Source organism: Sphingobium sp. OAS761 (assembly GCF_024168485.1).
Taxonomy (GTDB): Bacteria; Pseudomonadota; Alphaproteobacteria; order Sphingomonadales; family Sphingomonadaceae; genus Sphingobium.
In genome coordinates this window covers 159,603-186,383 of sequence record NZ_JALJVY010000011.1, presented here as the reverse complement: position 1 = coordinate 186,383, position 26,781 = coordinate 159,603, and the positions used below count along the sequence as shown (strand labels likewise).

Genomic DNA, 26,781 nt, shown 5'->3' with positions numbered 1-26,781 from the left:
AGCTTGGAACAGGCTCGTCGATCAGCCGTGGCGCATCATGACAATCGGACGCCGCAAATGGGCATGTGGGTCGTGATCAATGCAGGTTGGTATAATACGCTCGATCGACAGCGCTCGGCGGCGCAGCCCGCGTTCGAGTCTGAACGTTCAAGAGGGCCGATCCGGACAAGCCCGTAAATGTCGGAGCGGCTTCAACTGCCTTGCGCGCGGACGGTTAAAAATTTGCGCGTAGCGCCAACCCGCCGCCTCCCACGCCGCCCCAAGCGGACAGATCGATCGCGCGACCAGCACGGCGAGTGAGCAAAAGGCCCGATACCGATCCAATCGCGGCTCCCGCGGCCACATCATACCAATGATGCCGCTTCGCCTCGACCCGCGCCACGCCGACGAAGCTGGCCAGCGCGAAAGCTGGCAGCCCAACTTCCCAGCCATAGAGGTTCTCAAGAGAGGCAGCGGCGGCAAAGGCGAAGCTGGTGTGGCCCAACGGAAAGCTGTGATGATCGCTGCCGTCGGGGCGTCACTCATCGATCAGTGCTTTTAGCGCGAACGCACTCCCTGTGCCGAGCGCCATGCTAAGGCCGGCCTGTTCCATTCCAGCGCCATCGGATTTGGCCAGCGGAACGCCGAACACGAGCGCCGCCACCGCGCCGGCGGCAGCCGTGCTTGCCTGGTCCCAATGATGGAGCGATTTCGCTTCACCCGGCGAAGCCACGATCATCGCTCCGGCCAGCGCCGCAACCCAAAGTCTTTTGTCCATCCCCGTCTCCCCCGATCCGAGGCAGGACGGCACCGACAATGGGGCACCCCAGTCGCGTTCAGAAATTCTTCTGTAATCGCAAAGTCAGCGTTCTTGGCTGCATCGGCGTGCGTTGGGCGATCAGGCGCACCGTGAAGGGGTTGCCATAGCCGAAGCTGTCTTCACGCTGATCAAAAAGATTGGCGATCGTCAGCGCCGCCTTCCAATCGCCGCGCGACAGTTCGGCGCCGATGTCACCGACCCAGAAATCCCCCATCGATCGGTTAAGGGCGGGATCGAAGCTAAGCCTGGCGGAGCCGGTATAGCGGGCTGAGATAAACCCGCCGACGGTCGCTACGCCGAAAGGCCGGCTATAGGAGAGTTTGAGGCCTCCGGCATGGTCAGGGAGCACCGGCAGGCGACTATCATCGCCAAGGATATTGGCCGCCGCCGACGGGCGGTAAAGCCGTCCGTGCTGAAGCGTGAGATTACCCTCCAGCCGAAACGGCTCGATGCGAAGCATGGCCGAGAGTTCAGCGCCGATATTGCGCGCGCGCCCGGCATTGATGGTCCTGACCAGGCCGTCGGTCCCCAGCGTATCGCTCTGAACATTCTCCCAGCGGAGACCGAACAGACTGCCGTTCAAAAGGAGATGGCCCCCGGCTAGCGTCAGACGCCAGCCCAGTTCCAAGCTCTTAAGCTCGTCCGACAGAAAGAACCGGGCAGCGGGATCACCATCTGTATTTATGCCGCCCGGTCGCACCGCGCTCGCGTACCGCAGCCAGACGACGCCCCGATCGAGCAGATGCCAGGATAGGGTCAGGCTCGGCGTAATCCCATTTTTACGCGCCCGCCGCCTGGCTTGGCCATCCTGCTCATTATCGACGCGGGCGAAATATGCGCGCGCGCCGACGGTCGCCGACCAACTTGTCCCTAGAGGCTGCGTCATCTCGCCAAACAACGCCATCTCAAGACTGTCATCATGCTGTGAAAGAAGCGGGACAGGAGGCGACGTTGCTGGCAAGAAACTGTCCTCCAGCGTGTTTTCGGCTTGTAACATGGTGAGCCCCGCGACCCAAGGCCGGCGGGATGCTGCATCGCTCAGGCGGACCTCCTGAGTCACGAGACGCAGAAGACGATGTTCCTCGAAGCCCAGAGGGGACGCAAGGCCTAGCTCGCCGTCTCGCGAAGTCGCATCATAGATGCTGCCGAACTCATGGGTCACATAAGCGGTTGAGGAGGTCAGCTCGAGCGCGCCGAGCTTGCCGCGGACAGTCGCCGTCGCGGCGAGGAAGTCATTGTCATGCGGCTCGGCCCGCGCCGTGCTCCGTTCAAGGCCGTGAAAGGCATATTGGCTGTCGCGGACGTTGAGCCATTGGGTGGTAAGGCCGACATCGGCGCGCCAACCATCGGCGATCTGCCACCCCAGCATCGCGCGCGCGCCGGAACGGCGACTTCGGTTCACATTCGACGCGCCGCGCGCTCGATCGTCGATCCAGCCTCCGCCCTGATCGCCATATATGGCGAGCCTGAGACCGAGCCGGTCGGGAATGAGCGGTGCGTTGATTACACCTTCGATCGCCCCGCCCGGGCCGCCATGCGCGACCAGACTGCCCTCGATTGCCGCCACGCCAGACCAGTTCTGCAAGTCGGGCTTGTTGGGTATGATCCGAATGATACCCCCCAGCGCGCCAGACCCGTAAAGCGCGCCCTGTGGCCCCCGAAGCAGTTCGATACGGTCGATGTCGAGGAGGCGCAGGTCGGGATCAGGGGTCGCATAGCTGACCCGCGCATCGTCGAGATAGAGATTGACCGTCGATTGCGTCGAACCGTTGAACGCGCTGTCGGCAACGCCCCTCAGGAAGATGCGATCGCGGCCTGGTCCCAGATTGGTCGTAAACACCCCTGCGGTAAAAGCGAGCGCATCATGTATGCCGCGGCGGGCCATCATCAGGCTCGTCATGTCGGGTTGGATCACGCTGATCGCAATGGGCGCGTCGCTCAGCAGTTCATCGCGCTTGCGACCCGTGACCACGATGTCGTCAAGCGAGATCGCGACGGATGCCTTGGTCGGCACTGGCAAATGGACCAGCTGCCGTTCGAGACGCCATATCGTCGGCCCAACTCGGACCGCTCGGAGGCCCGAACCCTTCAGCAGGCGCGCAAGCGCTGCTTCAGGTTCCATGGTGCCGCGGACGCGCGGGGTGGGATGTGGCGGGATTGCCCCCGCCATACCCACCGATATGCCGATCTGGCTAGACAGTTCCGTGAGCGCCGATTGCAGCGAGCCGGCCGGTATATCTACTTTGCGTGGCGCCGCGAGCGCGACACCGTGAGACAGGCTAGCGAGTGTCGCTGCCGACCAGGCGAACCGAACCGCCCGCATCCACGGCCTTGACCGGAAGAACCGCTTCGATCTGTTGGACAAGTCCAGCACCATCCCTGATCGCAAGCACCCCCGAAACCCGCAAGTCGCCAATCGCCGGATCGACGATTACCGGGCGACCGACATAGCGGGTCAGATCGTTCGCGACCAGTGCCAGCGGCGTCGCCTGATAAACGAGTTGGCCGCTCCGCCATGAACCAACGCTCGCGGTGGCGACAGGGCTGACCTTTGCCTCGCCGGTCGGCATCACGATATCGATTCGTTTGCCAGCGACAATCGATGTGCCATCGCCATTCTTCGGCGCCACCATCAGCTTGCCTTCGCTGACGGCGACGCCAAGCCTTTGGGGCGTCATCACAAGGTCGAAAGTCGTGCCGATATCGCGAACCTCATAGTCTCCGGCCTGAATCAGGAAGGAGCGCGAAGGGTCGTGGCGCACATCGAAATAGGCTGCTCCACCCTGCATCTCGACCCTGGGCGACGGACCATCTGCCAAGGCAAGGCGTGAATTGCGGTCGAGCAGAATATGGCTTCCGTCCTTGAGGTCGATCATCCGGGTCTGGGTGGCTCCGGTGCTGTAGGCCACCATTGGAACGGTGGGGGCCGTCGCCATCTTCGGCACGAAAAGTACGGCAATCGCGACTGCCGCCGCCATTCCGCCGCCGATCCACCAGCGACGTCGCGCACCGAAAACGGGCTGCTCGTCATCCACATCATTGGCGGGCAGGCCGGCGATGATCGCATCACGCCGGGCTTCGATCTCGCCATCGAGCAACGCTATGGCATCATAAGCGTCGCGATGCGCCGGATCGGCATCGAGCCACGCGCCGAAAGCCTCCCAATCCATATCGGGCGATTCGAGCCGCGCGTGCCATTCAGCCGCTTCGCTGTGGATCCGTCCCTGTTGTTGCTCAGTACGGGTCATGTTGACCTCCAAACGCCCCATCCGTTTTCCAGCAAAGAGACGCCGCCATCGACAGGCCACCCCAGTTGCTTTTCCTTGTCACCATCATTCGAGCGCCGCCCGCAAATGTCGTAGCGCTACCGCGATATGTTTTTCGACCGCGCTTCTGCTGATGCCCAGTTCCGCAGCGACTTCGCTGTGGCTCAACCCATCGAGCTTGTGACGACGAAACACGCGGCCAGCGCCGGGCGGCAGCGCCTCGATGGCCGTCGCAAGCCGCCGCGCGCGCAGACGGCCATCGACGATATCATGGGGAGAAGGGCTGTCGTCGGTGGCTTCCCCGCCCCGTTGTTCGATCGAGACGTCGGACCAGCCCTGCTCGCGCCTGCCCCGGCGTTGTCGCTCGCGAATGCGATCCAGCACGATATTCATGCCGACCCGGTGCAGATAGGCAAGCGGGTTGACGACCGGCCCGGTGTCGGCGCGTGCGACATGCAGCCAGATTTCCTGCACGACATCCTCGGCCTCCGCCGGGCTGCCGGTGCGGCTGGTGAAGAATCGGATGAGCTGGGGCCGGTTCGCAACAAGAACGGCCGTCAGGCCGCCAGCATCGTCATTTTCGTTTTCGACGGTGGACCTCCTGGTCTCCATACCGGATATCGCTTTCGCTTCTCCGGCATGTTGCCCATCAAGATAGAAGAAGTCGCGCAGAAAATTCCTGCGTCCATACCCACCGTTCAAGGCGCAGCCTTAACGTATTTCCGCACAGGCGACCCGCTCCCCCGCCCCGCCGATCGGCTGGGTAGTGTAGTCGTCGGGATTGGCATGGATGACGATCGCGGATCCGTCAGTGTCGAGCAGGTTCGCCCGCGCAGTTCCTGCCTGTAACGCGACGAAGGGCGAGAAGAATTCCGCCGTGGCAGTCCCATCGGGACCGGCGAAAAGATTGGGAAGATCACCAAAGTCGTTGCCGGCCGGGTTCAGCAGGCCATGGATGGCGGGCATCATCATATGCACATGACCGCCGGCCGACTTGAACATTGCATCGGAGCAATCGGCCTTTTCGTGGAAATGGGCGGCGTGCCAGCCCGGTTTCAGGCCATGGGCTTCTACCCGCACGATCACGCCCCTTGGCCCATCGGTCAGCGTCACCTGCCCGCCAGCGCCGTCGGCCGCGCCCCTCAGCGGATAAGTGCCGGCGAGCGCGGCCGGCGCGGCTGTCATGAGGGCAAGGGCAGAGATGAGAAGGATGGACGAGCGGGACATGCGCAATCTCCGTGTTTGGTACGGGGCCGACGTCGCCAGACGCCGCCACCGCGCCGCCCCCTCAGTATGTCGGCATGCGCCTTCTGAAAAATTCGTCTTGTGCAAGGCCCGCCAAGCTGTGGCGGTAGAGCGCTGGCGGCGTCCTGATCTCGATCGGCCGCACGCGGTACGCGGTCGGAAAAGATGGGAGCTGCGTTATGGTTCGTTTCGATACCAGTCAAACGATCGGGCTTCTCTGTGCGGCGGCGACCAGCCTCTGGCTGCTCGCATCACCGGCCCAGGCTGGCGAACTGGACGTCAAAGCCCGGCACATCGCGCCGGGATCGGGTTCGATCCATGTCGTGCTCTACCGCGGCGCGACCGGGTTTCGTCATGAGGATCGCGCGTTCCGCGTGCTCGAAGCGCCGGCGAATTCAGCCACAGCGTCGGTCCGGTTCGAGGCGCTGCCACCGGGGGACTATGCAGTGATGGTCTATCATGATGCCAACGCCAACGATAAGCTCGACCTGCGCTTCGGCATGTTCCCGGCCGAAGGTTGGGGCCTGTCGAACAACCCCAGGGTGATGGGGCCGCCCAGCTTCAAGGCTTCGAAGATTACCATGGACGATCAGAACAAGTCGATCATGATCGATCTGCATTATTGAGCTGACAAGGGGTCAATTCGCATAAGCGAGCGCGAAGAGACCGGTGATGCCGGGGGCGACGGCTCTTCCTTCGATGCTGATGCGCGCGGGATCGAAATCGCCATCGACCAGCGCGGCGCGCAACTCCCCTTCGTCATACAGCCGGTGCAAACCTTCCCGCGTGAAGGACCATCGCTGCATGCTGTCCCGGTCGGTGACATAGGCGACGAGACGCCCGCCTGGCCGCAGCGTCTGGCGGATCGCCCGGATCATCGCGCCGTCCGGGCCGCAGAAATAGAAGATGTTGAGAGCGAGGGCGGCGTCGATGCTGGCGGGCGCGCATGGTAGCGCCTCCAGCGCCGCCTGATACACCGCGACCGTGCGCCCCTTGCACGCCTTCGCCAGTCGTGAGCGCGCGCGGCGGACCATCGTGTCCGATTGATCGATGGCGACGATCCGGCAGTCCGCCCGTCGCAGCATCGCTTCGCTGGCAGCACCCGTCCCGCAGCCGGCATCGAGCACGGTCTCCCCGGCAACGGGCGCCAGCAGATCGACCGCCATCCGCAACGGCGCGCGGTTTGCCAGGTCCATCGCCGCGCCGCACAGTGCGCCTGTGACCCCGCTCGGCATGGCGAGCTGGCGGGCGAGCGCGGCGGCGAACCCCATCAACCGATTTTCCGCAGCAAAGCCTGCACTTCGCCCCGTCGACCAGCATCCCAGACGGGGCGGGCTGGATCGTGGGGCGCATGGAGTGCCTTCACCAGCGCCGCCTTCGCGCCGGCCTTGTCGCCTTGATCGTAGAGATAGTCGCCCCAGAAATAATTGGCGTCTAGCCCGTCCGGATCGAGCGCCAAGGCTTGCTGAAGCAACTGACGGGCGCGGGCTTTGTCGCCAAAGCCGATCGGCGATCCGGGCACCTTGTAATAAAGTACGCCAAGGCTCATCGCCGCGCCGCCATTGCCAGCGCGCGGATTGATGGCATAGGCGCGAGCAAGGATGTCGCGGGCGCGGGTGGCGAGGCCGAGCTTATGAAAGATGTTGGCGCGATTGGCCTGTTCGCTGACCACGATCCCCTGCCACAACAGCGGGTCCGCCTGGCCGGGATAGCGCGCGACGGTCACATCGGCCAGATGGGCAAGCTTGTCCAGCGCGGTCGTCTGGTGGCTCGAACCATTCATCTGGTAGGAAATGCGCGCCCAGTTGTCGTTGATGACCTTCACCTCATCGGGCATTGCGGCGGAAGCAGCGACCGGCAGGGCCACGGCGAAGGCCGCTACCAACACGGCATATGACTTCATGTTTTTCTCTCCTATGTTCGATCAACAGAATTCAGCGCGCGCGCGCCGGATTTGCGGGGCGATGCCATTGTCGATGAGGCGCGGCGCTAGCGCGTTCACGATCGCGTAAAGCCGCTCCATCCAGCCGATGGTGACTGTCTGGCGCCGCAAGACGATCGCCTCGACGATCCGCTGCGCGACCATCTCCGGCGCGTCGGCCTTCATGTTGGTGATGGCGAGGAAGCGATTGACATCGCTGTTGTTGAGCGGAGTCTTGGCGGCGCGCGGGCTGACATGGGTGACGGCGACGCCGCTTCCCGCCAGCTCACGCCGCAGGCTTTGGCTCAACGCGGCCAGCCCGGCCTTGCTGCTCGAGTAGGCGGCGAACCAGGGATAGGGGATCGCGCCCAGCACCGAACCTATGTTGACGATCTGGCCGTGGCCACGCGCGCGCATCGGCGCGGACACCGCCTGGGCCAGGACCGCCGGGACGTAGAGGTTCACGCGATAGCACAGGGCGAGCGCCTCGCTCGGCTGATCCTCGTGCAGGCCAAAGCGCATGACCGCTGCAAGGTTCACCAGAATGTCGGGCGTCTCGTCCGCAAGCCGTCCAGCGAGCGATGCCAGGGCCGCTTCATCGGACAGGTCAGTGACGATGCTCTCATCACAGCCGACGCAGTCGACCCGGTCGATGCCCACGACATGAGCGCCCCGTTCCTGAAGCAACCGCGTAAGGGGAACGCCTAGCCCGCCCGCTGCGCCGGTCACGGCGATACGCTTGCCGTCAAGCCGCTGCACGATCATCCTCCATCGGTATGGCGGCGAACAGGCCGCCGAACAGGTCGAAGATGTCGTTCGCCATTGCGACGATCGCATCTTCGTCAGCCACGTCGTCGAGGCCGTTCACCAGCTTCTCGAAGAAGCGCATATGGTCCTGGTCGAGCGCGCCGTGCGAGGTCAGATAGGTAAAAGCCGTTTCCGGCAGGCCAAGGCTCGCTCGCACCGCTTCAGCGCCGTTGCTCGCGAGCGCGATGCTGGTGCCCTCGAGCACGAACACCATACCGAAAAAGGCGGCCGGATTGCCGTCCCGGAGCGTCGCATAGGCATGATCGACCATCCGCGCGGTAGCCGACGACGGGCCGTCCCGCACGACCGCGTCGGTATCGCCCCCCGCCGCGCGGATATCATTCAGGATCCACTGTTCGTGGCCTTCCTCCTCCGCGATATAATCGTCGAGCGCCTCTACGAGCATTGGCTTTGCCGCAAGCCCCGATCGCGCCAGCCGCATCAGCGGAACGGTATGGCTGACGTGATGATAGGCCTGTGCGAGATAGGCGAGATAGGTGGTCCGGCTGATGCGCCCGGCAAGACCCGCCTGAAGCTGAGGCACTGACAAGAGCCGCGCGCGGGCTGGCGCTGTTTCGGCACAAAGACGATCGAAGAAAGGGCGGACCTCCAGGCGGGCGAGTATCGCCGCCCGGCGCAACCGGCCATTGGGGGTCAGCGTAGCGTCGGCCGGGGTGAAGGGGCGGCTGGGCTGCCAGAGGCCGATCCGCGCATAGGCCGGCAGGGTGGCATTGGCCGCGGCCACCCCCGCCGCGATATCGGCATCGCGTGCGGAGGGCACGATAAGCGCGCGCAAACGGCTTTCCCCATCGCCATAGACCATCGCCTGGGCGATCTGGGGCTGGGCGACCAACTGCGCCTCGACCCATTCCGGCGCGACGTTTCGACCGAAGCTGGTGATGATAAGGCTCGATTTGCGCCCGACGATCGAAAGCCGGCCTTGTTCGTCGACCGTGCCAATGTCGCCGGTGTGAATGGGACCATCCGCGCGAGGGTGACCGATCGTGCCGAGATGGAAGTGGCCGGCAACGACGATCTCTCCATCAGACGCCAGCGAGACGCTGGCATGGTTGAGTGGATGACCGACGGTGCCGCGGTTGCGATCACCCAGCGCCTCCAGCGATACCACTGACCCGCACTCGGTCAATCCATAGCCCTGCACCACCGGAAGACCGATCCGGTCGGCGCGCTCGATGAGCGACAGAGGCACCCGCGACCCGCCGACGGCCACGAGACGGAGCTTGTCGAGCCGGTTGCGGGTGCGTTCGAGATGATCGACGATGCGCGCCAGATATTCGGGCACGAGAATGAGGCTGGTCGCATGGCTTGCGTCGATCGCCGCCACCAACTGCGCGTCGTTGATCGCGAAGGGATTGGTGAGTCCGACCGCAGCCGCGGGTCGAACGAGATAGCGTCCGCCGGCGAGGAGGGTTGCATAGAGACCGGCTACATTCTCCAACAGCACCGCCAGCGGCAGCACGGGGAAATGGACATCCGCCAATCCGTCGCCAAGGCGTGCCACGATCGCCTGCGCCGTGTCCAACATGAGGCGATCGTCCAGGCAGATGCCCTTCGGCTCACCGGTCGAACCAGACGTGTAGCTGATCTTGGCCGTGCCCGCCGGGATGGCGGCGACAGGGTGGTCGAACAGCACCATGCCCATGCCCGTAATAGACCCCGCCGCTCCCGCATCGGCAAGCGCTGCTGCACGCTGCGCCGGCATGAAAAAGGGCGGCAACGGAATATTCGGCCGTCCAAGTGACAGCAATGCGAGATCGGCGATCACCCAATCGATGCCATTGTCGCGTTCGATCGCGACTGGACCGGGTCCAGGGATCGCGTCGCCGATCATCCCGGCCATCGCCGCGACGGCGCAGGGCAAATCCCTATAGAGAAGCCTGCGCGATCCATCATCGAGCGCGATCCGATCACCATCCTGATCGGCTCTGGCGAAGATCGCCTCGAGCAGGACGCTCATGGGCGTTCTCCCGTCACAAAGGCTTTCAGGGCGGCGGACCCCGCCGCGATGTCGCCGGCGCAGACGAAGGGCTGCGTCTCGTAATAGCGGCCCCAATCATGCCGTGCGGCACCTCGCAGGAGGGCAGGATCAGCCTTGGCCAGTTCGACGAACGGCAAGCCCACGCGCGCGAACATCCTTCGCAGCGGCAGGGTAAGTGTGGCCACCGCGACGCGATGCTGATCGGACAGGCTGACCGCGGCCTCGCCCCACAATCTCAGCATTGCTGGGGTCGGGGCCGCAGCGAGGCAGCCGATCTCTACGATGTCTCCCCGCTCGACCTGGCGGCCAAATGCCATGGAGACCGCTGCTTCTATTGGCAACTCCAGATAGGTCTCCAGAAACAGCGTTTCGTCCGCGGCGCGACGCACCGCCAGCGCCGCCATCGGCTGTTCGGACCGGGCGTGGACGACATGCCATTGCCCATAATCCATACAGGGCTTGGCCCCATGCTGCGCCGCATATCGATCCGCTACAAAGGTCCGGACAGCTTCACTCATCGCCACACTCACCTGGTTTCGTCGGAGCGACGGCGCTGCGTGGCGAGCACCACAGTAGCCTGGATAAAATATTCTACTCACGGGAGGGTCGCCTCACGGCGGACAGGATATCGAAGACGGGGATGGCGGTACTGGTGCGCTCAAGCCCAAGCATCGCAAGATCGATTTTGTGATGCGCAGTCCGCTGATTTCTCGTAGATTTTCAGCGCCGCCAAAGTCGGCCTATTTGCCGTGACGCAGGCCTTCACGCCGACAAACTTGGATTAGGTCGATCTCAACGCCCCTCTCCTTCGCTAGTCCGAACGTGAGGTCAGATTTTGGCCGGAACGGCGCTTAGTCAGGGCCAGCATGAGGCAATAATGCTCCAATGTCCCTAGGGTCAGGACCCATTGATATGATTGGGTTTGTGTGATTCAGGCTCCGTGAGGAGACTGGATTTGAGCGACCTGTATTGGCTGACGGACGAGCAGATGGCGCGGCTTGAGCCGTATTTTCCGAAGAGCCATGGCAAACCCCGGGTTGACGATCGCCGGGTGTTGAGCGGGATTATCTTTGTGAACCGCAATGGGCTGCGCTGGCGCGATGCACCAAAAGATTATGGACCGCACAAGACGCTTTACAACCGCTGGAAGCGGTGGGGTGACAAGGGCGTATTCCTGCGGATAATGGAAGGTCTGGCTGTGCCCCAGGCATCCGAACGCAAGACGGTGATGATCGACGCGACCTATCTCAAGGCGCACCGCACGGCATCGAGCCTTGCGGTAAAAAAGGGGATGCGGGCCGCCTGATTGGCCGCACGAAAGGTGGCATGAACACCAAGCTTCATGCCGTGACGGATACCAATGGTCGGCCGATCAGCTTCTTCATGACCGCAGGGCAGGTCAGCGATTATATTGGCGCGGCGGCCTTGCTGGACGAACTTCCCAAAGCCCAATGGCTGCTGGCGGATCGTGGTTACGACGCCGACCGGTTCCGCGATGCCTTACAGGAAAAGGGAATCACCCCCTGCATCCCGGGCCGGAAATCCCAGAACAAGGCCGTCAAATACGACAAACGCCGTTACAAATGCCGCAACCGTATCGAGATCAAGTTCGGACGCCTCAAGGACTGGCGGCGGGTCGCTACACGCTACGACAGGTGCCCAACCGTCTTCTTCTCCGCCATCGCGCTCGCCGCAACCGTCATCTTTTGGCTCTGATCAACGAGTCCTGACCCTAGCGGGGATCGCCAGCTGTTTGGCACTGGTCGTTCTTAGGCGGCTTTTGCAGATTGCGCGTACCTTGCCGGGTCATTGCGGTGGTCTGGAATAATTGGCGAGCCCGGTGTATCCGGAATCACGAACAACAAAAGACAATGGGGAGACAGGCAATACCGACCAACCGTTCCGGTGTAATCACCGCCGTGCTGCTTTGCTCCACCGCTCTGATGCCTGGAACGGCGCGGACCGAGCCCGCCGTTTCACCCGCGGCCAGCCTGGAAGCATCGTTCCGCGATCCGCCGCAATCCGCCCGGCCGCGCGTTTGGTGGCACTGGATGAACGGCAATGTCACGAAGGACGGGATCGCCAAGGATCTCGCCTGGATGAAGCGCATCGGCATTGGCGGCCTGCAGAATTTCGACGCCAACCTCCAGACTCCGCAGGTCGTGGAAAAGCGGTTGGTCTACATGACGCCCGAGTGGAAAGACGCGTTCCGCTTTGCCGCGAGCGAGGCCGACCGGCTCGGACTCGAGCTGGCAATCGCCTCTTCCCCAGGCTGGTCGGAGACCGGCGGTCCGTGGGTGAAGCTGGAAGATGGGCTCAAGAAGCTGGTGTGGAGCGCGGTCGATGTCGCGCCCGGCCGTCGGCTTGGTCAGCCGCTGCCGCCAACGCCCGATCGCACCGGGCCCTATCAGGACTTGCGGCCCGGCCTAGCCATCGAGGAGATCATCACGGGGCATGTCGCGCCAGATGGGCCGCGCCATCGCGGCAAGGTCGGGGTCTATGCGTTCCCGGTGGATGCGACAGCTGCGCTGCCCATGCTCCAGGCGTCGGACAGCCTCGGCACGGTGCTCGACGCCGCCAAGCTGACGGACCCGGATCTTCGCGGGGGCGTGACGCTGGGGCGGCGCGAGGGTGCCGCACCGGCGGTCACACTCATCTATCCCAGCGCGGTTACCGTGCGTTCGGCAACGGTATTTCTGCCCGATATCACAATACCCTTTGCCGGCCCTGCCTATGTCGGCCAGATCGAGGCCAGTGACGACGGGACGAGTTGGCGCAAGCTGACGGACCTGACACTGTCGGACGTGCCGACCACCGTGAGCTTCGCGCCGGTCACCGCACGGCAGTTTCGTCTGGTGCTGAATGCTGCCCCACCCAAAGCCGGCCTCGGCGCCCCGGTTCCCGGCGCGGCTGGAACGCCGTTCGAGACGATGATCGCCGGCGCGCTGGCGAAGAGGCCGGTGGTGGTCGGCACTTTCGCGCTGTCAGCCGATCCGCTGGTCGACCGCTTCGAGACCAAGGCGGGCTTCGTCATCAGCCCTGACTATTATGCCCTGCCCAAACTGGAAGACGGCGCCGCCGGCGTGCCGGTCGGCAGTGTGATCGATCTCTCGTCACAGCTTCGCCCGGACGGCACGCTTGACTGGACCGCGCCGCGGCTTCCCAAGGGGAAGGTCTGGCGCGTACTGCATCTGGGGTGGTCGCTGCTGGGCACCACCAATCACCCTGCGCCTGCCGAAGCGACGGGCCTGGAAGTCGACAAATACGACGCCCCGGCGGTGCGCGCCTACCTCGAGCACTACCTCGGCATGTACAAGGACGCGGCCGGAGCGGAGCTCATCGGCCAGCGCGGTGTGCGGGCATTGCTGACCGACTCGATCGAGGTGGGCGAAGCCAACTGGACGCCGCGAATGATCGAGCAGTTCCGCCGGTTGCGCGGTTATGACCCGACCCCTTGGCTCCCCACGCTCACCGGGACGCTGGTCGGCACGCGCGAACAGTCGGACCGGTTCCTCTACGATTTCCGACGGACGCTCGCCGACCTGCTCGCGGGCGAGCACTATGGCACCATCGCCAAGGTGGCGCACGAGAACGGGCTCATCGTATACGGCGAGGCACTAGAGGACCACCGCCCGATGCTGGGCGACGACATGGCCATGCGCAAGGCAGCTGATATTCCGATGGCCGCGCTATGGACCTTCGGTCGCGCCGAAGGCCCGCGCCAGACCCTGATCGCCGACATGAAGGGCGCGGCGTCGGCCGCACATCTCTACGGCCAGAACCTCGTCGCCGCGGAATCGATGACCGCCTCGATGGCGCCCTGGGCATTTGCCCCCAAGGATCTCAAGCGATTCATCGATCTCGAACTGGTGACGGGGGTGAACCGGCCGGTGATCCACACTTCGGTCCATGTGCCGGTCGACGACAAGCAGCCTGGATTGTCGCTGTTCATCTTCGGCCAGTACTTCAATCGCAACGAAAGCTGGGCCGAGTTGGCCAGGCCGTGGGTGGACTATATCGCGCGCTCCTCGCTGCTGCTCCAGCAGGGGCGCAACGTGGCGGACGTCGCCTATTTTCACGGCGAGGAAGCGCCGCTGACGGGGCTCTATGGTGATAAGCCCGTGGCCGATGCGCCGACGGCCTACGCCTATGACTTCCTCAACTTCGATGCCCTGACGGGGCTGCTCGCCAACGACGGGGACGAAGTCGTGAGCCCGGCCGGGGCGCGGTACAAGGCCATTTACCTCGGTGGGACCACGCGGATGATGACACTGCCGGCGCTGCGCAAGCTCGCCGCGCTGGTCGAAGGCGGGGCGACGGTAATTGGGCGCCCACCGGTGGCCGATCCGAGCCTTGCCGATTCCGATGGCCAGTTTGCCGCGCTCGTGGCCAAGCTGTGGCCCGGGGGCCGGTCGACTCAGGTCGGCAAGGGGCAGTTGCTCGCGGGAGACGATGTGGAAGCGGGGCTTGCCGCGATCGGCGTGCGCCCGGACTTCCGCTTCACGGGCGGGAGCGCCGGGGCAAAGATCCCATTCGTTCATCGCACGACCGACACGGGAGACATCTACTTCCTCAGCAATGGCACCACCGCCGACGAGACGATCGAAGCGCACTTCCGGGTGACCGGCAAGCAGCCCGAGCTGTGGCACGCCGAAACCGGTACCAGCGAGCCGGTGAGCTACCGGATCGTGGACGGCGAAACGATCGTGCCCCTTCGGCTGCGGGGGGAAGATGCGGTCTTCGTCATGTTCCGCAAGCCCGCCGCTGCGGTGGAACTGACCGTGGCCGCGGTCGAGCCGACGCCGGTCGCCGCACTGGACGATGCCTGGACGGTTGCATTTCAGCCCGGGCGGGGGGCTCCGGCAACCCTGGTCTTGCCCAAGCTCGCGCCGCTGCAGGACAGTGCCGATCCGGGGGTGAAGTATTTCTCGGGCATTGCCACCTACCGCCGCACCTTCGTGCTGCCCAAGCCTGTCCGTGCGACGGAACCTGTATGGCTCGACCTGGGGCAGGTCGGCGATCTGGCCCAGGTCAGCGTCAATGGCGTGGATGTGGGGACGGCCTGGCATGCGCCCTACCGCATCGACATCGGGCGCGCGGTGCATAGCGGGCGCAATCGGCTCGAAATTCGCGTCGCCAACACCTGGGTAAACCGGCTGGTCGGCGATGCGCAGCCGGGTGTGCAGCATCCTGTGACCTGGACAGCCACGCCGACCTACCGCGCCGATGCGCCGCTGCGCCCTTCCGGGCTGATCGGTCCGGTGCGGCTGCTGCGTGGGGGCAATTAGGCGATAACAGGCGGTCCTCGATCGGGGCGCGCTGCTGACATTCACCACGACTGCGAAGCCAGGATGATCAGCGGTGCGCCACGGTGGCTGAAGCTGCCGCGGCCTTCTCTGTACAGCGCCATGGCCATGTTTGGAGGCTCCTGAACAGGTGGCAGTTTCGGCGCTCGCGCGAACGGGTCGATTGGAGCAAGTTTGCCTTTATGCGATGCTGACCTGGCAGACTCTGCTCGGATTGCGGAGTGCGTGTCGAAGGCTGCGAAACGGCGCTTCTATGTTTCGCGGATCAAAAGCCTTGCAGTCACGCGAAAGGCATTGACGGCACAATGAAATTTCCAGTCTTCAACTCAGGAATTGAGCCACATCCCGTCAAAATCATCGTGTTCCGCAGTTCGTCCTTCAATATTTCAAGCACTCTGCCAGCACCGACTTCCCCGCTATGGGCGAGCCCATACAATGCTGGCCTTCCAATCAACACTGCGTTCGCACCGAGAGACATAGCCTTCAGGATATCGCTTCCCCGGCGGATCCCACCATCGATCAATATCTCGCCGCGCCCGTTTATAAGATGCGCGCTTTCGCGCAGGATATCGAGCGGCGACATGGTGTCGCCCAACTGCCGTCCGCCGTGGTTCGACAGGATGACGCCCGTGGCGCCGATCTGGTCGATCGCAAACAGTGCATCGTCTGGGCGGAGCAGCCCTTTGACATAGAAAGGCCCGTCCCATTGATCGCGCAGCCAGGCGATGTCGCTCCAGACGAGATCCGCCTGCAGCGAAGGGCGCGTGCCGGCGGCCTCGCCGATGCTTGTCGGATAGAGGACGGGAAAGCTTTTACCGGACCGTATATATCCCGCGAGCCATCGCGGATGGCGCGCGACATCGAGACAACGGCCAGGCGTCAATCGGACGGGAACGCCGAGGCCGTTGCGCGCCTCATCCTCCCGCTTGCCGACGACGGGCGCATCGACCGTGACCACAAGCGCGCGGAAGCCGCTGGCACGAGCGCGTGCAACGAGGCCGAGTACGAATTCCGCGTCGCCGATCGGATAGAGCTGGAACCAGTGCGCGCTGCCTGCCGCATTGGGGATACGCTCGGGCTGGGTCGAGGTCGCCGTGCTGAGGATCAGGCGGGTGCCCGCCGCCGCAGCCGCCCGCGCGAGCGCGATCTCGCCATCGGGGCGAACGAGGCCCGCGAGGCCGGTGGGCGCGATCAGCACCGGAATACCCAGGCGCTCGCCGCCAATGCTCACTGACAAATCCGGCGTCGCATGGCCGGCCAAGGCGCGCGGCACCAGCCGGTGCGCCCTAAAAGCGGCGAGGTTGCGATCGGCTGTCAGTCCGTCCTCGGCGACGCTTTCGATATAGGCGCGCACCATATGAGGAAGGCGGCGCAGCCCATCCCGCCGGATCGCCTCGATCGACAGCGTATCGGCCGTGCGATCGCGCAGTGAAAAAGCGAAGCGCTTCACAAAGCGCTCATTTGATTGCGATCGGACTGGTCGGCGATCCGACGCCGTTCGCCACGCGGAGCGGCGGCGCGACCAGCAGAAAGCTGTAGCGACCATCCGCTGCGCAATCGGCGGATAGGTCTTCGAGATCGAAAATCTCGCCGAGCATCATGCCCATGTCACGGATCAGCACGCAATGCACCGGAAGGTAGGCGCCCTGCCCCGGCTGCACCTCGACCGCATAATTGTCGCTTGCGACGGCAGCAATCTCGTGGCGGTGCAGCCATTCGCAGCAGGCCAGGCCGAGCCCGGGCTCCGCATCCAGCCAGCCTCCCCACCCTTCCACCAGCGCCTTGCGCCGCCATCCCGTGCGCACGAGCAGGATATCGCCGCTGCCGACTTCCACGCGCTGCGCGACGCAGGCGCGATCAAGGTCCTCGGGCGTGATCTCATGGCCTGCCGGCAGCCATTCGACCCCGTGCAGCCGCGCGATATCGAGGAGCACGCCACGCCCCGTTACGCCCGGCAGCGCACGATCGATGGCGTTGCGGGCGACACCCGACATGGCCGTGATCGTGTCCGCGGACACGCCGTTATAGAGCAGGCCATCATAGCCGACATGCGCCAGCCCGTCCCATTGCGTGCCCGACTGAAGCGGCATGGCGATGAAATCGTCGGCAACACACATCCCGTCCGGCGCGGAGAGATCGCCGGGCATGATGCTCATCAGATGGATCGGGTTGGTGCGGTTGGCGACGCCGGTCTGGGGGCCGTTCGAGCCGAGTGGAATGCTCAGTTCGAAAACCCGCCCCTCGCGCGCCTCGGCGGCGGCCACGACGATCCTTGCGGGCGTGATGAAATTCAGCGTCCCGCGCTCATCCTCCGCACCCCAACGACCCCAGTTGGACAGGCGCTGGCCCAGCGCCTTGTGTGGAAAGGGATGTCGACCGGCGCTGGCAACTTGGCACATCTCAGCTACCGTGCGTGACGAGCAAGGCGTCGCGCTCCGCGATCTGCCGGGCACGCCGGATGACGCCCTCTGCCGCGGTCAAGTGATCGCCATAGGCATAAGGACGCTTCAGAGCGGATCGGGCATTCTCGACCTCCGCCTCGCTCGGCGAGAAGCGCCGGTTCACATCGGCGATATCCTGGCCGAGGAACGATGAACGGCCATCGAAGCCGCATGGATTGGCCTGATCACCGTCAAGGACGAACCCTTCGATCGCGGTGATGCCCGCCGCGCGCGCCGCCACGACGATCTGTGCGCCATGCAGGCGAAGCCCCACACAGGCGTCCGGCGGCGGCAGGCGCAAGCTGGACGCCAGATCACCCGATCCGACGACGAGCGCGGTGACGTCAGCCGCCGCCGCGATATTGGCACAGCACAACAGACCCTGCGCATCCTCGATCATACACCAGAGCGCGGGTGGATGTCCGCCGAAGGCCCTGCGCAGCGTCTCGATCTCCTCAGCGTTGCGCACCTTAGGGACAAGCAGGCCATCGACCGCAACATCCGCCAGCGCCGCGCTGTCGAACGCGAACTCGTCGGTCCGGGGACTGTTGATCCGGACGATCAACTCGATCGCTCGGAAGCAGCCCTGTCGCACGGCCCCCGCAACCAGGGCGCGGGCCTGCGCCTTGGCTTCTGGCGGCACATTATCCTCCAGATCGAGGCAAACAACATCGGCGACGGAATGCCGGGCCTGCTCGATCGCTTCCGCGCGGTGGCCGGGCACATACATCAGCGAGCGACGCAGGGGCAGCGGAGCGTCCACTAGCGAGTCTCGCGCGGCAGGATCTTACCCGGGTTCAATATGCCCGCCGGATCCAGCGCCTGCTTCATTTGCCTCATCAACGACAACTCCTCAGGAGAACGACAATAGGTGATCGCCTCGCGGCGGTGGATGCCGATTCCATGCTCGGCCGCGATCGAACCGTTCAGTGCCGCGACATGGCTGAAGACGATCCGGTCGACCTGTGCTGCATCGCCCTCTCGCCCACGGCCTGGTGCCACGACGAAATGGAGATTGCCGTCGCCGGCATGGCCGAAGGAGAACAGCCGCGCATCCGGCAGCGTTCGTCGGACATCGGCAGCAACGCGATCGGCCAGCTCGCCCATCGCCGTGATCGGCACGCTGACGTCATAGGGCAGGATCGGCCCGAGACTACCGAGCGGAGACATGTCGTCACGCGTCGCCCAGATCGCTTCCTGCTGGCGGATCGACTGCGCGATGACGGCATCGGAAATCAGGCCTTCGGCCAGGAACGTTTCGAGCGCTCCCTCGAACGCGGCGAACTGGCGCTCGCCTCCACCCACCTCGACCAGCGCATAAAAAGCGGCACCGCCGGCGATCGGCGCCTGATGCTGCCAGACGGGCGACCCAGTGATGAAATCATAGACGTCGCCCCACATCAGTTCGAAACTGCCGAGCCCGCTGGAGGTCGCGGTTTCGAGACGGCGCAGCAAACTGATGGCGGACGGGAAATCGGGGCAGGCCAGCAGCGCCGTGATCGGGGCCGCCTCCTGCGGCCGCAGGCGCAGGACGGCGCGCGTGACGATGCCAAGCGTACCCTCGCTGCCTATCATCAGATGGGTCCAGTCATAGCCGGCATTATTCTTGAGGAGCTTGCGCAGCCCATCCACGATCCGGCCATCGGCCAGCACCGCCTCTACTCCCAGCACCAGATCACGGGTGACGCCCCATTTGACCGCACGCGTGCCGCCCGCGTTGGTAGAGATGACACCGCCGATCGTGGCACTGCCGCGCGCACCGATATCGAGCGGGAAGAATGCTCCCGCCTCCTCGACCGCTTCCTGAAAGGTCTGAAGCAGGACGCCGGCGCCAACGGTGGCGGTCATATTGTCAAGATCGATCTCATCGATCCGGTTCAGCCGCTCCAGCGAAAGCAGGATCGAGGGGCCGAGCGGATCAGTGCCGCCGACCGTCCCGGTTCGCCCGCCGACCGCGATGACGGGCCAGCCATTGGCGGCGGCGAGCTTCACCAGATCGGCGACCTCTGCCGTGGAGCCCGGCTTGACAAGGATAGATCCCTCCCAGCTCGCGCCGTCCGTTGCTCCATGGATCACTGGAGAATGCGGCTGCTCGAGCCCATCGGTCTGCACATGGCGTTCACCGAGCAGGGCGGAGAGCGCAGCGCGTATATCGGTCATGACGGGTCTCCGGTCGTCCCGGCGGCGGGGCGCAGGAGGGCAATGGCGAACGCAGCGATCGAGATGCCGGCGAGCGCAACGAAAGCGGCGGCGATGGATGTGCGATCCACCAGCACCTGGATCAGCAGCGGGCCGAGGAAGAGGCCGGCGAAGCTGCTCGATTTGACCAGTCCAGTGACCGACACGCGCAGGTCCGCCGGAAAACGGACGGCGCTGTCCCCATAGAGATGCGTCACGATCAATCCGCCACCGATCCCGCCGATGAAAAGTCCCGCGGCGACGACTGGCAAGGCGTCCGCCGCGGCGACGGCCAGACTGCCAGCGGCACCGAGTCCCAAGGCTACTGCGTAGAAGGTCCCCGCGCCCAGTCGGGCGCGCACCCGGGCGTAAAACATCGATCCGACCGCTGAGCATGCGGTGCTGATCGTGCTCATCAAGCCGATCGTCTTGGCGGACCCGTAGCCGATCGCGCCGAGCTTGAACGGCAGGAACGCGGGCTGACTGTAAAGTGCGGCGCCGATCAGCAGCGAGATGCATCCAGTGAACAGCGCCTGCCGCCGTTCATCGCCACTGAAGCGCCGGCGCCCGGTTGGTGTCGGAAATCGGAAATCGAGAAGGCGCCGGGCCTTGAAAACGAGCAGGAGATGAAGAAGCGCGACACATCCCAGAAGCGGCGCCAGCCGCCAGCTCATCTCTCCAAGATAGCCGGTAAGCGGAAGAACGATCAGCAGCATCAATGCCGATCCGCCCATATGAAGGCCGAGCAACCGATCGCGCACGGCACCATCATAACGCGTGCCAGCAAGCGCCAGCACCGTCGTCAGCCCGATCGCGACAGCAAGCCCCTGGATGAAGCGCGAGAAGATCAGCCACGATGGCGACGGCGCGAGGCTCGAGGTGATCGCGGCCACGCCATAAGCGGCGAAGCAGACGATCAGGATATCGGCGCAGCGAAACCGGCGCGCGATCACACTCGACAACGGTGCTCCCATAACCACGGCGAGACCAACGATCGCAATCACAAGCTTCGTGAGATAGGCCGCGCCGGCAAAATCGGAAAAGTCGCGCTGGATCGCCGGGAGGACCGGAGCGAGGCCGGTCATCGAGAGACCGGTCAGCAGTCCGGAGGTGATGATCAGCAGCCGCACCGGGCGATCCGAGACGGACTGCGGCGATGCCGGGTCGATCAAAGCGGCATTCATGGGTACGGCGTCAGGCATCGTACAGGACCTCGCCGCCCGTGAAGCGGATGCGTGCGCCCGGTACTTCAGTGGCGAGCAGCGCCGCCACGGTGTCCGCGTCATCGAACCGTGCCCATGCCCGCGCGCCGCCATCCTCAAGACGCGCGGATACGAAGGCGTGACTGGGGCGGTTCGCGCTGTCGTGCATAACGGAGAAAGCCTCCAGCGCCGCGCCGCCGGTGGGATGAGAAACCAGCGGTAGCAGCTCGTTCTCGTGCGGGATAGCCGGCGGCAGCACGCCGAACAAGCGCTCAGGCGGCCGCCCGACATAGGTTCCGAAGGAGAAGCGTGAGGCCACGCCGCCATTTCCGCCGCACAGTGCCCGCGCCGTCGGCACCTCGCGCAGACGGCCGGCGAGATTGGCGAGCATATGCAAGCCGTAGCTGTTCCAGGGACCTCCTGCGAACCGCATACCGCCGGTGGTGGTCAGTGAGCGATCGAGGCCAAGACCGAGGCCACGTGCCTGTATCTCCACGGCGGAGGGAAAGCAGGCGTAGAGATCGACGAAATCGGCCTGCGCCGGATCCAGTCCGGTCGCCTCGCGCAGCGCCGCCCCAGCCCGTCCGATCGCCGGACAGTCGGCGAGCGAAAGTCGTTCGCTCGCGAACCCCGCTTGCGCCTCGATCGTGGCGAGCGGGTAGGTCCGGCGATCGGCGGCGATCCCGGCCGCATCCGCCGCCTCGGCCGAGCAAATCAGGAATGCCCCGGCCTGATCGACGAACTGATCGGAATTCATCAGCTTCGTATAGGGATAGCCGACATAGCGGTTTTCCGGTCCGGCGCGCAGGATGTCCGCGGCGCTGTGCTGCGTGCGATCGACCGCATAGGGGTTGCCCGCTGCAACGGTGGAGAAGCCCTCCCACAGCCGCGCGACGTCCTTCATGTGCGCCGAGAGCATGGCCCCCCGGTCCCATGCAATCGCAACATCGGCCAGCGGATAATATTCGCGGGGCAGCGTCAGGCCGATGGAGGCTTCGATCGGATGCCAGATCCAGCTGTCGATATCATCACCGATCATGGCCGGCGCGGACACCGGATGCTCAGTTGGCGGCGCAACGGCGGCGCCGCGCATCAGCGATCCCATCTCGCCGCCCGCAAGCACCGCCACGTCGGCGTCGCCGGCTGCGATCCGGCGGCACACCTCGCCCACCAGCAATTGGGTCATATGCCCGCCGAAGTCGGACTGCAGCATGCGCGCATCGGGCCGTCCGATGCGCTGCGCAATCATATGGGCGGCATTCGCGTAACGCACCGTGCCACTGCGCGTCGCCGCGGACAGATCGACCCGGTCGAGCAAGGCGGGACGGCCGCAATCCTCCGCTGCGCGCTCGACGGCGACTTCCATCAGGTCGATCGGCTCGCGGCAGCCTTCGGTTGCCCCCGATACCTGGCCGATACCGACGATGACGGGGGTTCGCGGATCAATCTTCATAAGGCGCCACTCCGTTTCGCGAGAGCGCCGTTTCGTCGAGCGGGACATAGGCTGCGGCTGCGGCATCGAGGACGTAGAGCGGATCGACCCCGGCCGACGCGTCATATCCCTGGGCGCGAAGCTCGGCCACGCGGACCTTGTAGGTGCCGGTCAGCGCCTCGATCGTGCCGGTCCTGATAAACACGGGCACGGCGGCGGGCGCCAGTCGTCGACCGAGCCGAGCCGCGAGCGTTGTCATCTCGATCGCATAATCCTCGGCCGGTTCGATCAGTGCCATTCCGGCACGGCCCTCGATCCCGGGAACGCGCACGCCATAGACGACGGCGCGCGCGATGTCGGGCTCGCTTTCGAGCGCGGCGGCGACCTGCTGCGTCGCGATATTCTCGCCCTTCCAGCGATAGGTGTCGCCGAGCCGATCGAGGAAATGGAAATACCCCTCCGCATCGCGCCTGAAGAGATCGCCGGTGCGGAACCATGGATTGGCGTCGGCAGGATACTCGCGTGCCAGCCGCGCTTGCGTCGCGCTTTCCGAGGAATATCCTTCGAACACGTTCGACGCCGAAAGCGCGCCGATCAGTTCGCCCGGTTCGTCGGTCGCGCAATCGACGAAACCGCCATCCTCGCTGCGCAGCAAGCCGTGCGCGTCATCGAGCCGGACGATCCGCATGCTGGTGTCGCCGAAAGCGGGGCGGCCGACCGATCCGACCACGCCGTCCAGATTGACAAGACTGCATACCCCTTCGGACGAGCCGTAGCATTCAACGATGTGCGGGACGCCGAAACGATCGCGGAACGCCCGCCAGACCTGGGCCTGCATGCCCGCGCCGATCATCGTTCGAAGCCCGTGATCGCGATCCGCAGCGGTCGCGGGCCTCGACGCCACATAGCGGGCGATCTCGCCGAGATACTGCATTGCCGTCACGCCATGGGTTCGCACATCTGGCCAAAAATTGGTCACGCTGAACCGTGCGCGCAGCAGCACACTTGCCCCGACCGAGAAGGCCGCCGCGATCGCGCTCAGTGCGGCGATGTGGTACATCGGCAGGACGACATACATCCTGTCGCGCTCGGTCAGCCCGAGCAGCACTGCCTCGCTCATCCCCGAGGAGACGTAGCGGGCATGACTGCAGGCAGCGGCCTTCGGCAGGCCGGTGGTTCCCGAAGTAAAGATGTGGAAGATCGGTGCGCTAGGCGCAATCGCCGCGCGGGCTTCGCGCGGTGGAGGATCGATAGGAGCGTGGGCGATCCAGTCGGCCAGCAGATTTTCCGCGCCCGCGCGGACCTTGAAGGGCACACCGCTTGCCGCATGATACGCGCGCACGGTTTCGTCCGCTTCGTCCGCAATGACAAGCCCGACCGGAATACTGCCCAGCGCATGGCGCAGCGCCTCGCCCGGCAGACGGGGATCGATCAGCGAGCAGCTCGCATCGATCTTGGCCATCGCCAAGATCGCGGAGAGCAGATCGACGCTGTTGGATAAGGCAAGCGCGACGCTGTCCCCGGCCCCGATCCCCTGGCGGATCGCTGCGTGCGCGATCCGGTTGGCGTGACGGTCGATCTCGCCATAGGTCCAGCTGCGATCCTCGAAGATCATCGCCGGGCGCTCGGTGTAGCGGCGCACCAAAGCCTCGAACCAGTCGGCGACGTTCGTGGGCGCAGCGGCGACACGCGCACCGATCTCGCGTGCCACCTGCTGTGCGCTGCGGCGGCGTCCGGCACCTTCCAGCATTGCGGCACCGGACGCCTGCATCAGAATTTAGCCTTCAGTTCGATGCCGTAAGTTCGGCTCTGGTCATAGAAGACGTTCTGATTGATGACCGTAGGGCCAAACGTATAGGCATCCTTGTCGAACAGGTTCTGCGCCCACACGGATAGAGCGAATTCAGTGCCGCCGATACGGATGTCGTCGACACCGATCCGGCCGTCGACCAGCCAGAAGGGCGTCTGGTAGGTCCCGCGTTCCGTCACCGGATTCGTCGAGGGAAGCAGCGTGTGATAGCTGCGCGAGCGGTAGCGCGCGTCCATCGAGATGAACGGTCGTCCGAAATCCGCCTCGACCTCGTAGCGGCCGGAGAGCTTGGCCGTGATTTTCGGCGCATAGAGCGCACGGGCGCGATCGGCGACATCTACCCCGTTCAGGATGTAGCGGCGATAATCGAACTTCTGATAGCCGAGATTGGCCGCCAGCATCAGACCACGGGCGGGCCGCGCCTCCAACTCCGCCTCGGCGCCATAGGTCCGCGCGCGCCCGGCGTTGGAGAAAATCTGGCGACCACCCAAAAACTGCTGGATCTGCAAATCCTTATAGTCCGAGTAATAGACCGCGAAGTTGGCGCGCAGCCGGCGATCGAACAGCTCGGTCTTGAGGCCCAGCTCGTAGCTCGTCAGCGATTCCGGTCCATAAGGCGAGCCATCGGCGATTCCGCCCGCGACATAACCGCTTGAAACCTTCGCATATGCGTTGATGTCGTCAGTCGGACGGTAGCCAAGGATCGCGGCATAGGTGAATTTGTGGAACGTCTCGGTATAGGTGCCGACGCCGAGCGATCCGCCCGCGGCCGTCCCGCTGCGGCGGATGACATTCGTCTTGCGGCGATCGGTGGTGTAGCGGCCGCCGAGCGTCAGATCGATCTGCGGGGTCACGTGATAGGTGCCCTGCGCATAAGCGGCATAGGCTTCATTAATCGCCTCCGCCTGGTTGACCCCGCTGCCGAAAACCGCATCCAGCGGGGTCGGCAGGACCTGCCCGTTGGCGACCGGCTGGAAGATGCCGAGGACGTTAGTTTCGGCCCCCTTTTCGCGGAAATAGAACAGGCCCGTCGTCAGATCGAAGGCCTCGGTGGAGACCAGCATCTGCAGCTCGTCGCTGAACTGATGCTGTTTCGCCGTGCGCGCGGTCAGCAGATCGAACAAATAGTCGTTCGGCCCGGGCTGGACGCCCGGTGCAGTGACGCCGGCGACATCGCCCGCCAGCAGCGCGCCGAGCTGCGCGGCCGTGAACTTCTGTCCGCCGGTCGAAGCGAGATCGAAGGTGTTCCAGTCCTGCTTGAAGCGGCGATAGGCAGCAATGTTCTTCAGCTTGAGCGTGCCGAGATCCCAGTTGGCGATCAGGCTATGCCCCTCTACCTTGAGCGGCTGGACGCTCGACGCATTGGCCACCGCATCAAGGCGTGATCGCGACAGATTGAGCGTGCCACCGGTGAGCCCCTGAAACGCATTGATCCCGCCGGCCAGAGCGCCCGTAGAGTCCGCGTTGAAGCCCGCGGTTTGCGCCGGGCGCCCGACCGTCTCGGAATCGGTATAGTCAAAGCGATAAGTGAGATCGAAGTCGGGCGAGAATTCCGCACGCACTGCGATCTGGACGGCATCGACATTCTTGGCGCCGAGCCGCTTGGCATAAGGCAGCGTGCCGATGCCGGGTTCGCGCAGGTCAAAATTGATCGACTTGCCGGCCAGCAGGTTGGGCGTGTCGCCCGCGAACTCGTCATGCAAATAGGAGATACGCGCGCTGAAGATGCCGAAGGACGGCAGGTTCAGCGACAACCTTCCACGGAAGCTGTCGTAATTGCCGGCCGACAGTAGTGCGTTGCCTTCGAGCTTCCCAGTTGGATTGGGAGTGACGATGCTAATCGCACCGGCCGTCGCGTTGCGGCCGAACAGGGTGCCTTGCGGGCCGCGCAGCGTCTCGACCCGTTCAATATCGGCCAAATCGAAAATCGCGCCGACAGTGCGTCCAATGTAGACGCCGTCGAGATAGATGCCGACCTTCGGATCAACGGAGCTGGATGATACACCGGACTGGATGCCGCGGATCGTGACCGTAGGGATCGAGCTGATACCCTGCGAGTTGATCAGCACATTGGGGGCCAGTCCCGACAGGTTGCGGATGTCGGTCACCCGGGCATTGTCGAGCGTATCGGCGCTGAGCGCCGTCACCGAAATCGGCACGTTCTGGATATTCTCCGTCCGCCGCTGCGCCGTGACGACGATCTCCTGGAGGCGGGTGCCGTCGTCCTGAGCTTCATTGTCCTGCGCGTGCGCGATGCCTCCGCCGCTGAGCCCGATAGCCAAAGCAGCGCCAATAATCACCTTCATGCCGTCCTCACCCCTTATCGCGCGAGCGTCTCGCTTGCGATGCAATGTCGTGCCGGCACGGTTCTTCCG

Annotated in this window: 21 protein-coding genes and 1 pseudogene; 3 read left to right on the top strand and 19 right to left on the bottom strand. The window is 64.5% G+C overall.

The features are described 5' to 3' along the window. Positions 1-214: 214 nt before the first annotated feature. From J3E64_RS15860 to J3E64_RS15835, 6 genes and pseudogenes are all read right to left on the bottom strand, one after another. Positions 215-487 (bottom strand): annotated as a pseudogene (locus J3E64_RS15860) (phosphatase PAP2 family protein); the annotation flags it as partial. 30 nt (positions 488-517) lie between these two features. Beyond that, positions 518-757, bottom strand: a complete 240-nt coding sequence (locus tag J3E64_RS15855; RefSeq protein ID WP_253343997.1) for a hypothetical protein — start codon at positions 755-757, stop codon at positions 518-520. A gap of 58 nt (positions 758-815) precedes the next feature. Next, a complete protein-coding gene (locus tag J3E64_RS15850; protein ID WP_253343996.1) occupies positions 816-3,122 on the bottom strand; it encodes a TonB-dependent receptor in 2,307 nt (768 codons plus the stop codon). Continuing rightward, a complete protein-coding gene (locus J3E64_RS15845) occupies positions 3,079-4,047 on the bottom strand; it encodes a FecR domain-containing protein (RefSeq protein ID WP_253343995.1) in 969 nt (322 codons plus the stop codon). Before J3E64_RS15845 ends, J3E64_RS15850 begins: the two co-directional genes overlap by 44 nt. Before the next feature lie 84 nt (positions 4,048-4,131). After that, entirely contained in the window at positions 4,132-4,677 is a 546-nt protein-coding gene (locus tag J3E64_RS15840) for an RNA polymerase sigma factor (RefSeq protein WP_253343994.1), read from the bottom strand. Positions 4,678-4,776: 99 nt separating this feature from the next. Then, positions 4,777-5,292, bottom strand: a complete 516-nt coding sequence (locus J3E64_RS15835) for a superoxide dismutase family protein (protein WP_253343993.1) — start codon at positions 5,290-5,292, stop codon at positions 4,777-4,779. Positions 5,293-5,489: 197 nt separating this feature from the next. Between J3E64_RS15835 and J3E64_RS15830 the strand changes: the two genes are divergently transcribed. Next, the gene (locus J3E64_RS15830; RefSeq protein ID WP_253343992.1) at positions 5,490-5,936 is read left to right on the top strand and encodes a DUF2141 domain-containing protein; all 447 of its coding nucleotides are present in this window, start codon (positions 5,490-5,492) and stop codon (positions 5,934-5,936) included. 12 nt (positions 5,937-5,948) lie between these two features. On the opposite strand, the gene J3E64_RS15825 is transcribed toward J3E64_RS15830, so the two are convergent. Genes J3E64_RS15825 through J3E64_RS15805 form a run of 5 tightly spaced genes read right to left on the bottom strand, consistent with a single transcriptional unit; the run spans position 5,949 to position 10,555 of the window. Continuing rightward, on the bottom strand, positions 5,949-6,581 hold the full coding sequence (locus tag J3E64_RS15825; RefSeq protein ID WP_253343991.1) for a class I SAM-dependent methyltransferase: 633 nt from the start codon (positions 6,579-6,581) through the stop codon (positions 5,949-5,951). Then, positions 6,581-7,213 (bottom strand): TRAP transporter TatT component family protein, encoded by a 633-nt coding sequence (locus tag J3E64_RS15820; RefSeq protein WP_253343990.1) that lies wholly within the window; start codon positions 7,211-7,213, stop codon positions 6,581-6,583. The genes J3E64_RS15825 and J3E64_RS15820 overlap by 1 nt, the downstream gene beginning before the upstream one ends. A gap of 21 nt (positions 7,214-7,234) precedes the next feature. Next, on the bottom strand, positions 7,235-7,996 hold the full coding sequence (locus J3E64_RS15815) for an SDR family NAD(P)-dependent oxidoreductase (RefSeq protein WP_253343989.1): 762 nt from the start codon (positions 7,994-7,996) through the stop codon (positions 7,235-7,237). After that, positions 7,977-10,016, bottom strand: a complete 2,040-nt coding sequence (locus tag J3E64_RS15810) for an AMP-binding protein (protein WP_253343988.1) — start codon at positions 10,014-10,016, stop codon at positions 7,977-7,979. Before J3E64_RS15810 ends, J3E64_RS15815 begins: the two co-directional genes overlap by 20 nt. Next, positions 10,013-10,555, bottom strand: a complete 543-nt coding sequence (locus J3E64_RS15805; protein ID WP_253343987.1) for a thermostable hemolysin — start codon at positions 10,553-10,555, stop codon at positions 10,013-10,015. Before J3E64_RS15805 ends, J3E64_RS15810 begins: the two co-directional genes overlap by 4 nt. A gap of 437 nt (positions 10,556-10,992) precedes the next feature. Between J3E64_RS15805 and J3E64_RS15800 the strand changes: the two genes are divergently transcribed. Next, a protein-coding gene (locus tag J3E64_RS15800; RefSeq protein ID WP_253343986.1) for an IS5 family transposase occupies positions 10,993-11,753 on the top strand; the annotation gives its coding sequence in 2 pieces (ribosomal slippage) (positions 10,993-11,329 and positions 11,329-11,753; 762 coding nt in all). 155 nt (positions 11,754-11,908) lie between these two features. Next, positions 11,909-15,325 carry a glycosyl hydrolase gene (locus J3E64_RS15795; protein WP_253343985.1) on the top strand — a complete coding sequence of 1,139 codons (3,417 nt, stop codon included), beginning with the start codon at positions 11,909-11,911 and terminating at the stop codon, positions 15,323-15,325. 298 nt (positions 15,326-15,623) lie between these two features. Here the strand turns inward: J3E64_RS15795 and J3E64_RS15790 are convergent, their stop codons facing one another. Genes J3E64_RS15790 through J3E64_RS15755 form a run of 8 tightly spaced genes read right to left on the bottom strand, consistent with a single transcriptional unit; the run spans position 15,624 to position 26,712 of the window. Then, complete coding sequence (locus J3E64_RS15790) at positions 15,624-16,793, bottom strand: alpha-hydroxy acid oxidase (protein ID WP_253343984.1); 1,170 nt, start codon at positions 16,791-16,793, stop codon at positions 15,624-15,626. 7 nt (positions 16,794-16,800) lie between these two features. Beyond that, on the bottom strand, positions 16,801-17,742 hold the full coding sequence (locus tag J3E64_RS15785; RefSeq protein WP_253343983.1) for a cyclase family protein: 942 nt from the start codon (positions 17,740-17,742) through the stop codon (positions 16,801-16,803). 1 nt (position 17,743) lies between these two features. Beyond that, a complete protein-coding gene (locus J3E64_RS15780) occupies positions 17,744-18,547 on the bottom strand; it encodes an aldolase/citrate lyase family protein (RefSeq protein WP_253343982.1) in 804 nt (267 codons plus the stop codon). Continuing rightward, positions 18,547-19,944 carry an FAD-binding oxidoreductase gene (locus J3E64_RS15775; protein ID WP_253343981.1) on the bottom strand — a complete coding sequence of 466 codons (1,398 nt, stop codon included), beginning with the start codon at positions 19,942-19,944 and terminating at the stop codon, positions 18,547-18,549. Before J3E64_RS15775 ends, J3E64_RS15780 begins: the two co-directional genes overlap by 1 nt. After that, the gene (locus J3E64_RS15770) at positions 19,941-21,164 is read right to left on the bottom strand and encodes an MFS transporter (protein WP_253343980.1); all 1,224 of its coding nucleotides are present in this window, start codon (positions 21,162-21,164) and stop codon (positions 19,941-19,943) included. Before J3E64_RS15770 ends, J3E64_RS15775 begins: the two co-directional genes overlap by 4 nt. Then, a complete protein-coding gene (locus tag J3E64_RS15765) occupies positions 21,157-22,617 on the bottom strand; it encodes a hypothetical protein (protein ID WP_253343979.1) in 1,461 nt (486 codons plus the stop codon). Before J3E64_RS15765 ends, J3E64_RS15770 begins: the two co-directional genes overlap by 8 nt. Continuing rightward, positions 22,607-24,367, bottom strand: a complete 1,761-nt coding sequence (locus J3E64_RS15760; protein ID WP_253343978.1) for an AMP-binding protein — start codon at positions 24,365-24,367, stop codon at positions 22,607-22,609. The genes J3E64_RS15765 and J3E64_RS15760 overlap by 11 nt, the downstream gene beginning before the upstream one ends. Then, the gene (locus J3E64_RS15755) at positions 24,367-26,712 is read right to left on the bottom strand and encodes a TonB-dependent receptor (protein WP_253343977.1); all 2,346 of its coding nucleotides are present in this window, start codon (positions 26,710-26,712) and stop codon (positions 24,367-24,369) included. The genes J3E64_RS15760 and J3E64_RS15755 overlap by 1 nt, the downstream gene beginning before the upstream one ends. Positions 26,713-26,781 lie beyond the last annotated feature (69 nt).

Coding starts and splice junctions, on each gene's coding strand:
- J3E64_RS15845 (WP_253343995.1), bottom strand. CDS start 4,047: ATGACCCGTACTGAGCAACAACAGGGACGGATCCACAGCGAAGCGGCT.
- J3E64_RS15765 (WP_253343979.1), bottom strand. CDS start 22,617: ATGAAGATTGATCCGCGAACCCCCGTCATCGTCGGTATCGGCCAGGTA.
- J3E64_RS15850 (WP_253343996.1), bottom strand. CDS start 3,122: ATGCGGGCGGTTCGGTTCGCCTGGTCGGCAGCGACACTCGCTAGCCTG.
- J3E64_RS15855 (WP_253343997.1), bottom strand. CDS start 757: ATGGACAAAAGACTTTGGGTTGCGGCGCTGGCCGGAGCGATGATCGTG.
- J3E64_RS15830 (WP_253343992.1), top strand. CDS start 5,490: ATGGTTCGTTTCGATACCAGTCAAACGATCGGGCTTCTCTGTGCGGCG.
- J3E64_RS15840 (WP_253343994.1), bottom strand. CDS start 4,677: ATGGAGACCAGGAGGTCCACCGTCGAAAACGAAAATGACGATGCTGGC.
- J3E64_RS15755 (WP_253343977.1), bottom strand. CDS start 26,712: ATGAAGGTGATTATTGGCGCTGCTTTGGCTATCGGGCTCAGCGGCGGA.
- J3E64_RS15815 (WP_253343989.1), bottom strand. CDS start 7,996: ATGATCGTGCAGCGGCTTGACGGCAAGCGTATCGCCGTGACCGGCGCA.
- J3E64_RS15775 (WP_253343981.1), bottom strand. CDS start 19,944: ATGACCGATATACGCGCTGCGCTCTCCGCCCTGCTCGGTGAACGCCAT.
- J3E64_RS15810 (WP_253343988.1), bottom strand. CDS start 10,016: ATGAGCGTCCTGCTCGAGGCGATCTTCGCCAGAGCCGATCAGGATGGT.
- J3E64_RS15760 (WP_253343978.1), bottom strand. CDS start 24,367: ATGCAGGCGTCCGGTGCCGCAATGCTGGAAGGTGCCGGACGCCGCCGC.
- J3E64_RS15820 (WP_253343990.1), bottom strand. CDS start 7,213: ATGAAGTCATATGCCGTGTTGGTAGCGGCCTTCGCCGTGGCCCTGCCG.
- J3E64_RS15835 (WP_253343993.1), bottom strand. CDS start 5,292: ATGTCCCGCTCGTCCATCCTTCTCATCTCTGCCCTTGCCCTCATGACA.
- J3E64_RS15770 (WP_253343980.1), bottom strand. CDS start 21,164: ATGCCTGACGCCGTACCCATGAATGCCGCTTTGATCGACCCGGCATCG.
- J3E64_RS15785 (WP_253343983.1), bottom strand. CDS start 17,742: ATGTGCCAAGTTGCCAGCGCCGGTCGACATCCCTTTCCACACAAGGCG.
- J3E64_RS15795 (WP_253343985.1), top strand. CDS start 11,909: ATGGGGAGACAGGCAATACCGACCAACCGTTCCGGTGTAATCACCGCC.
- J3E64_RS15805 (WP_253343987.1), bottom strand. CDS start 10,555: ATGAGTGAAGCTGTCCGGACCTTTGTAGCGGATCGATATGCGGCGCAG.
- J3E64_RS15825 (WP_253343991.1), bottom strand. CDS start 6,581: ATGGGGTTCGCCGCCGCGCTCGCCCGCCAGCTCGCCATGCCGAGCGGG.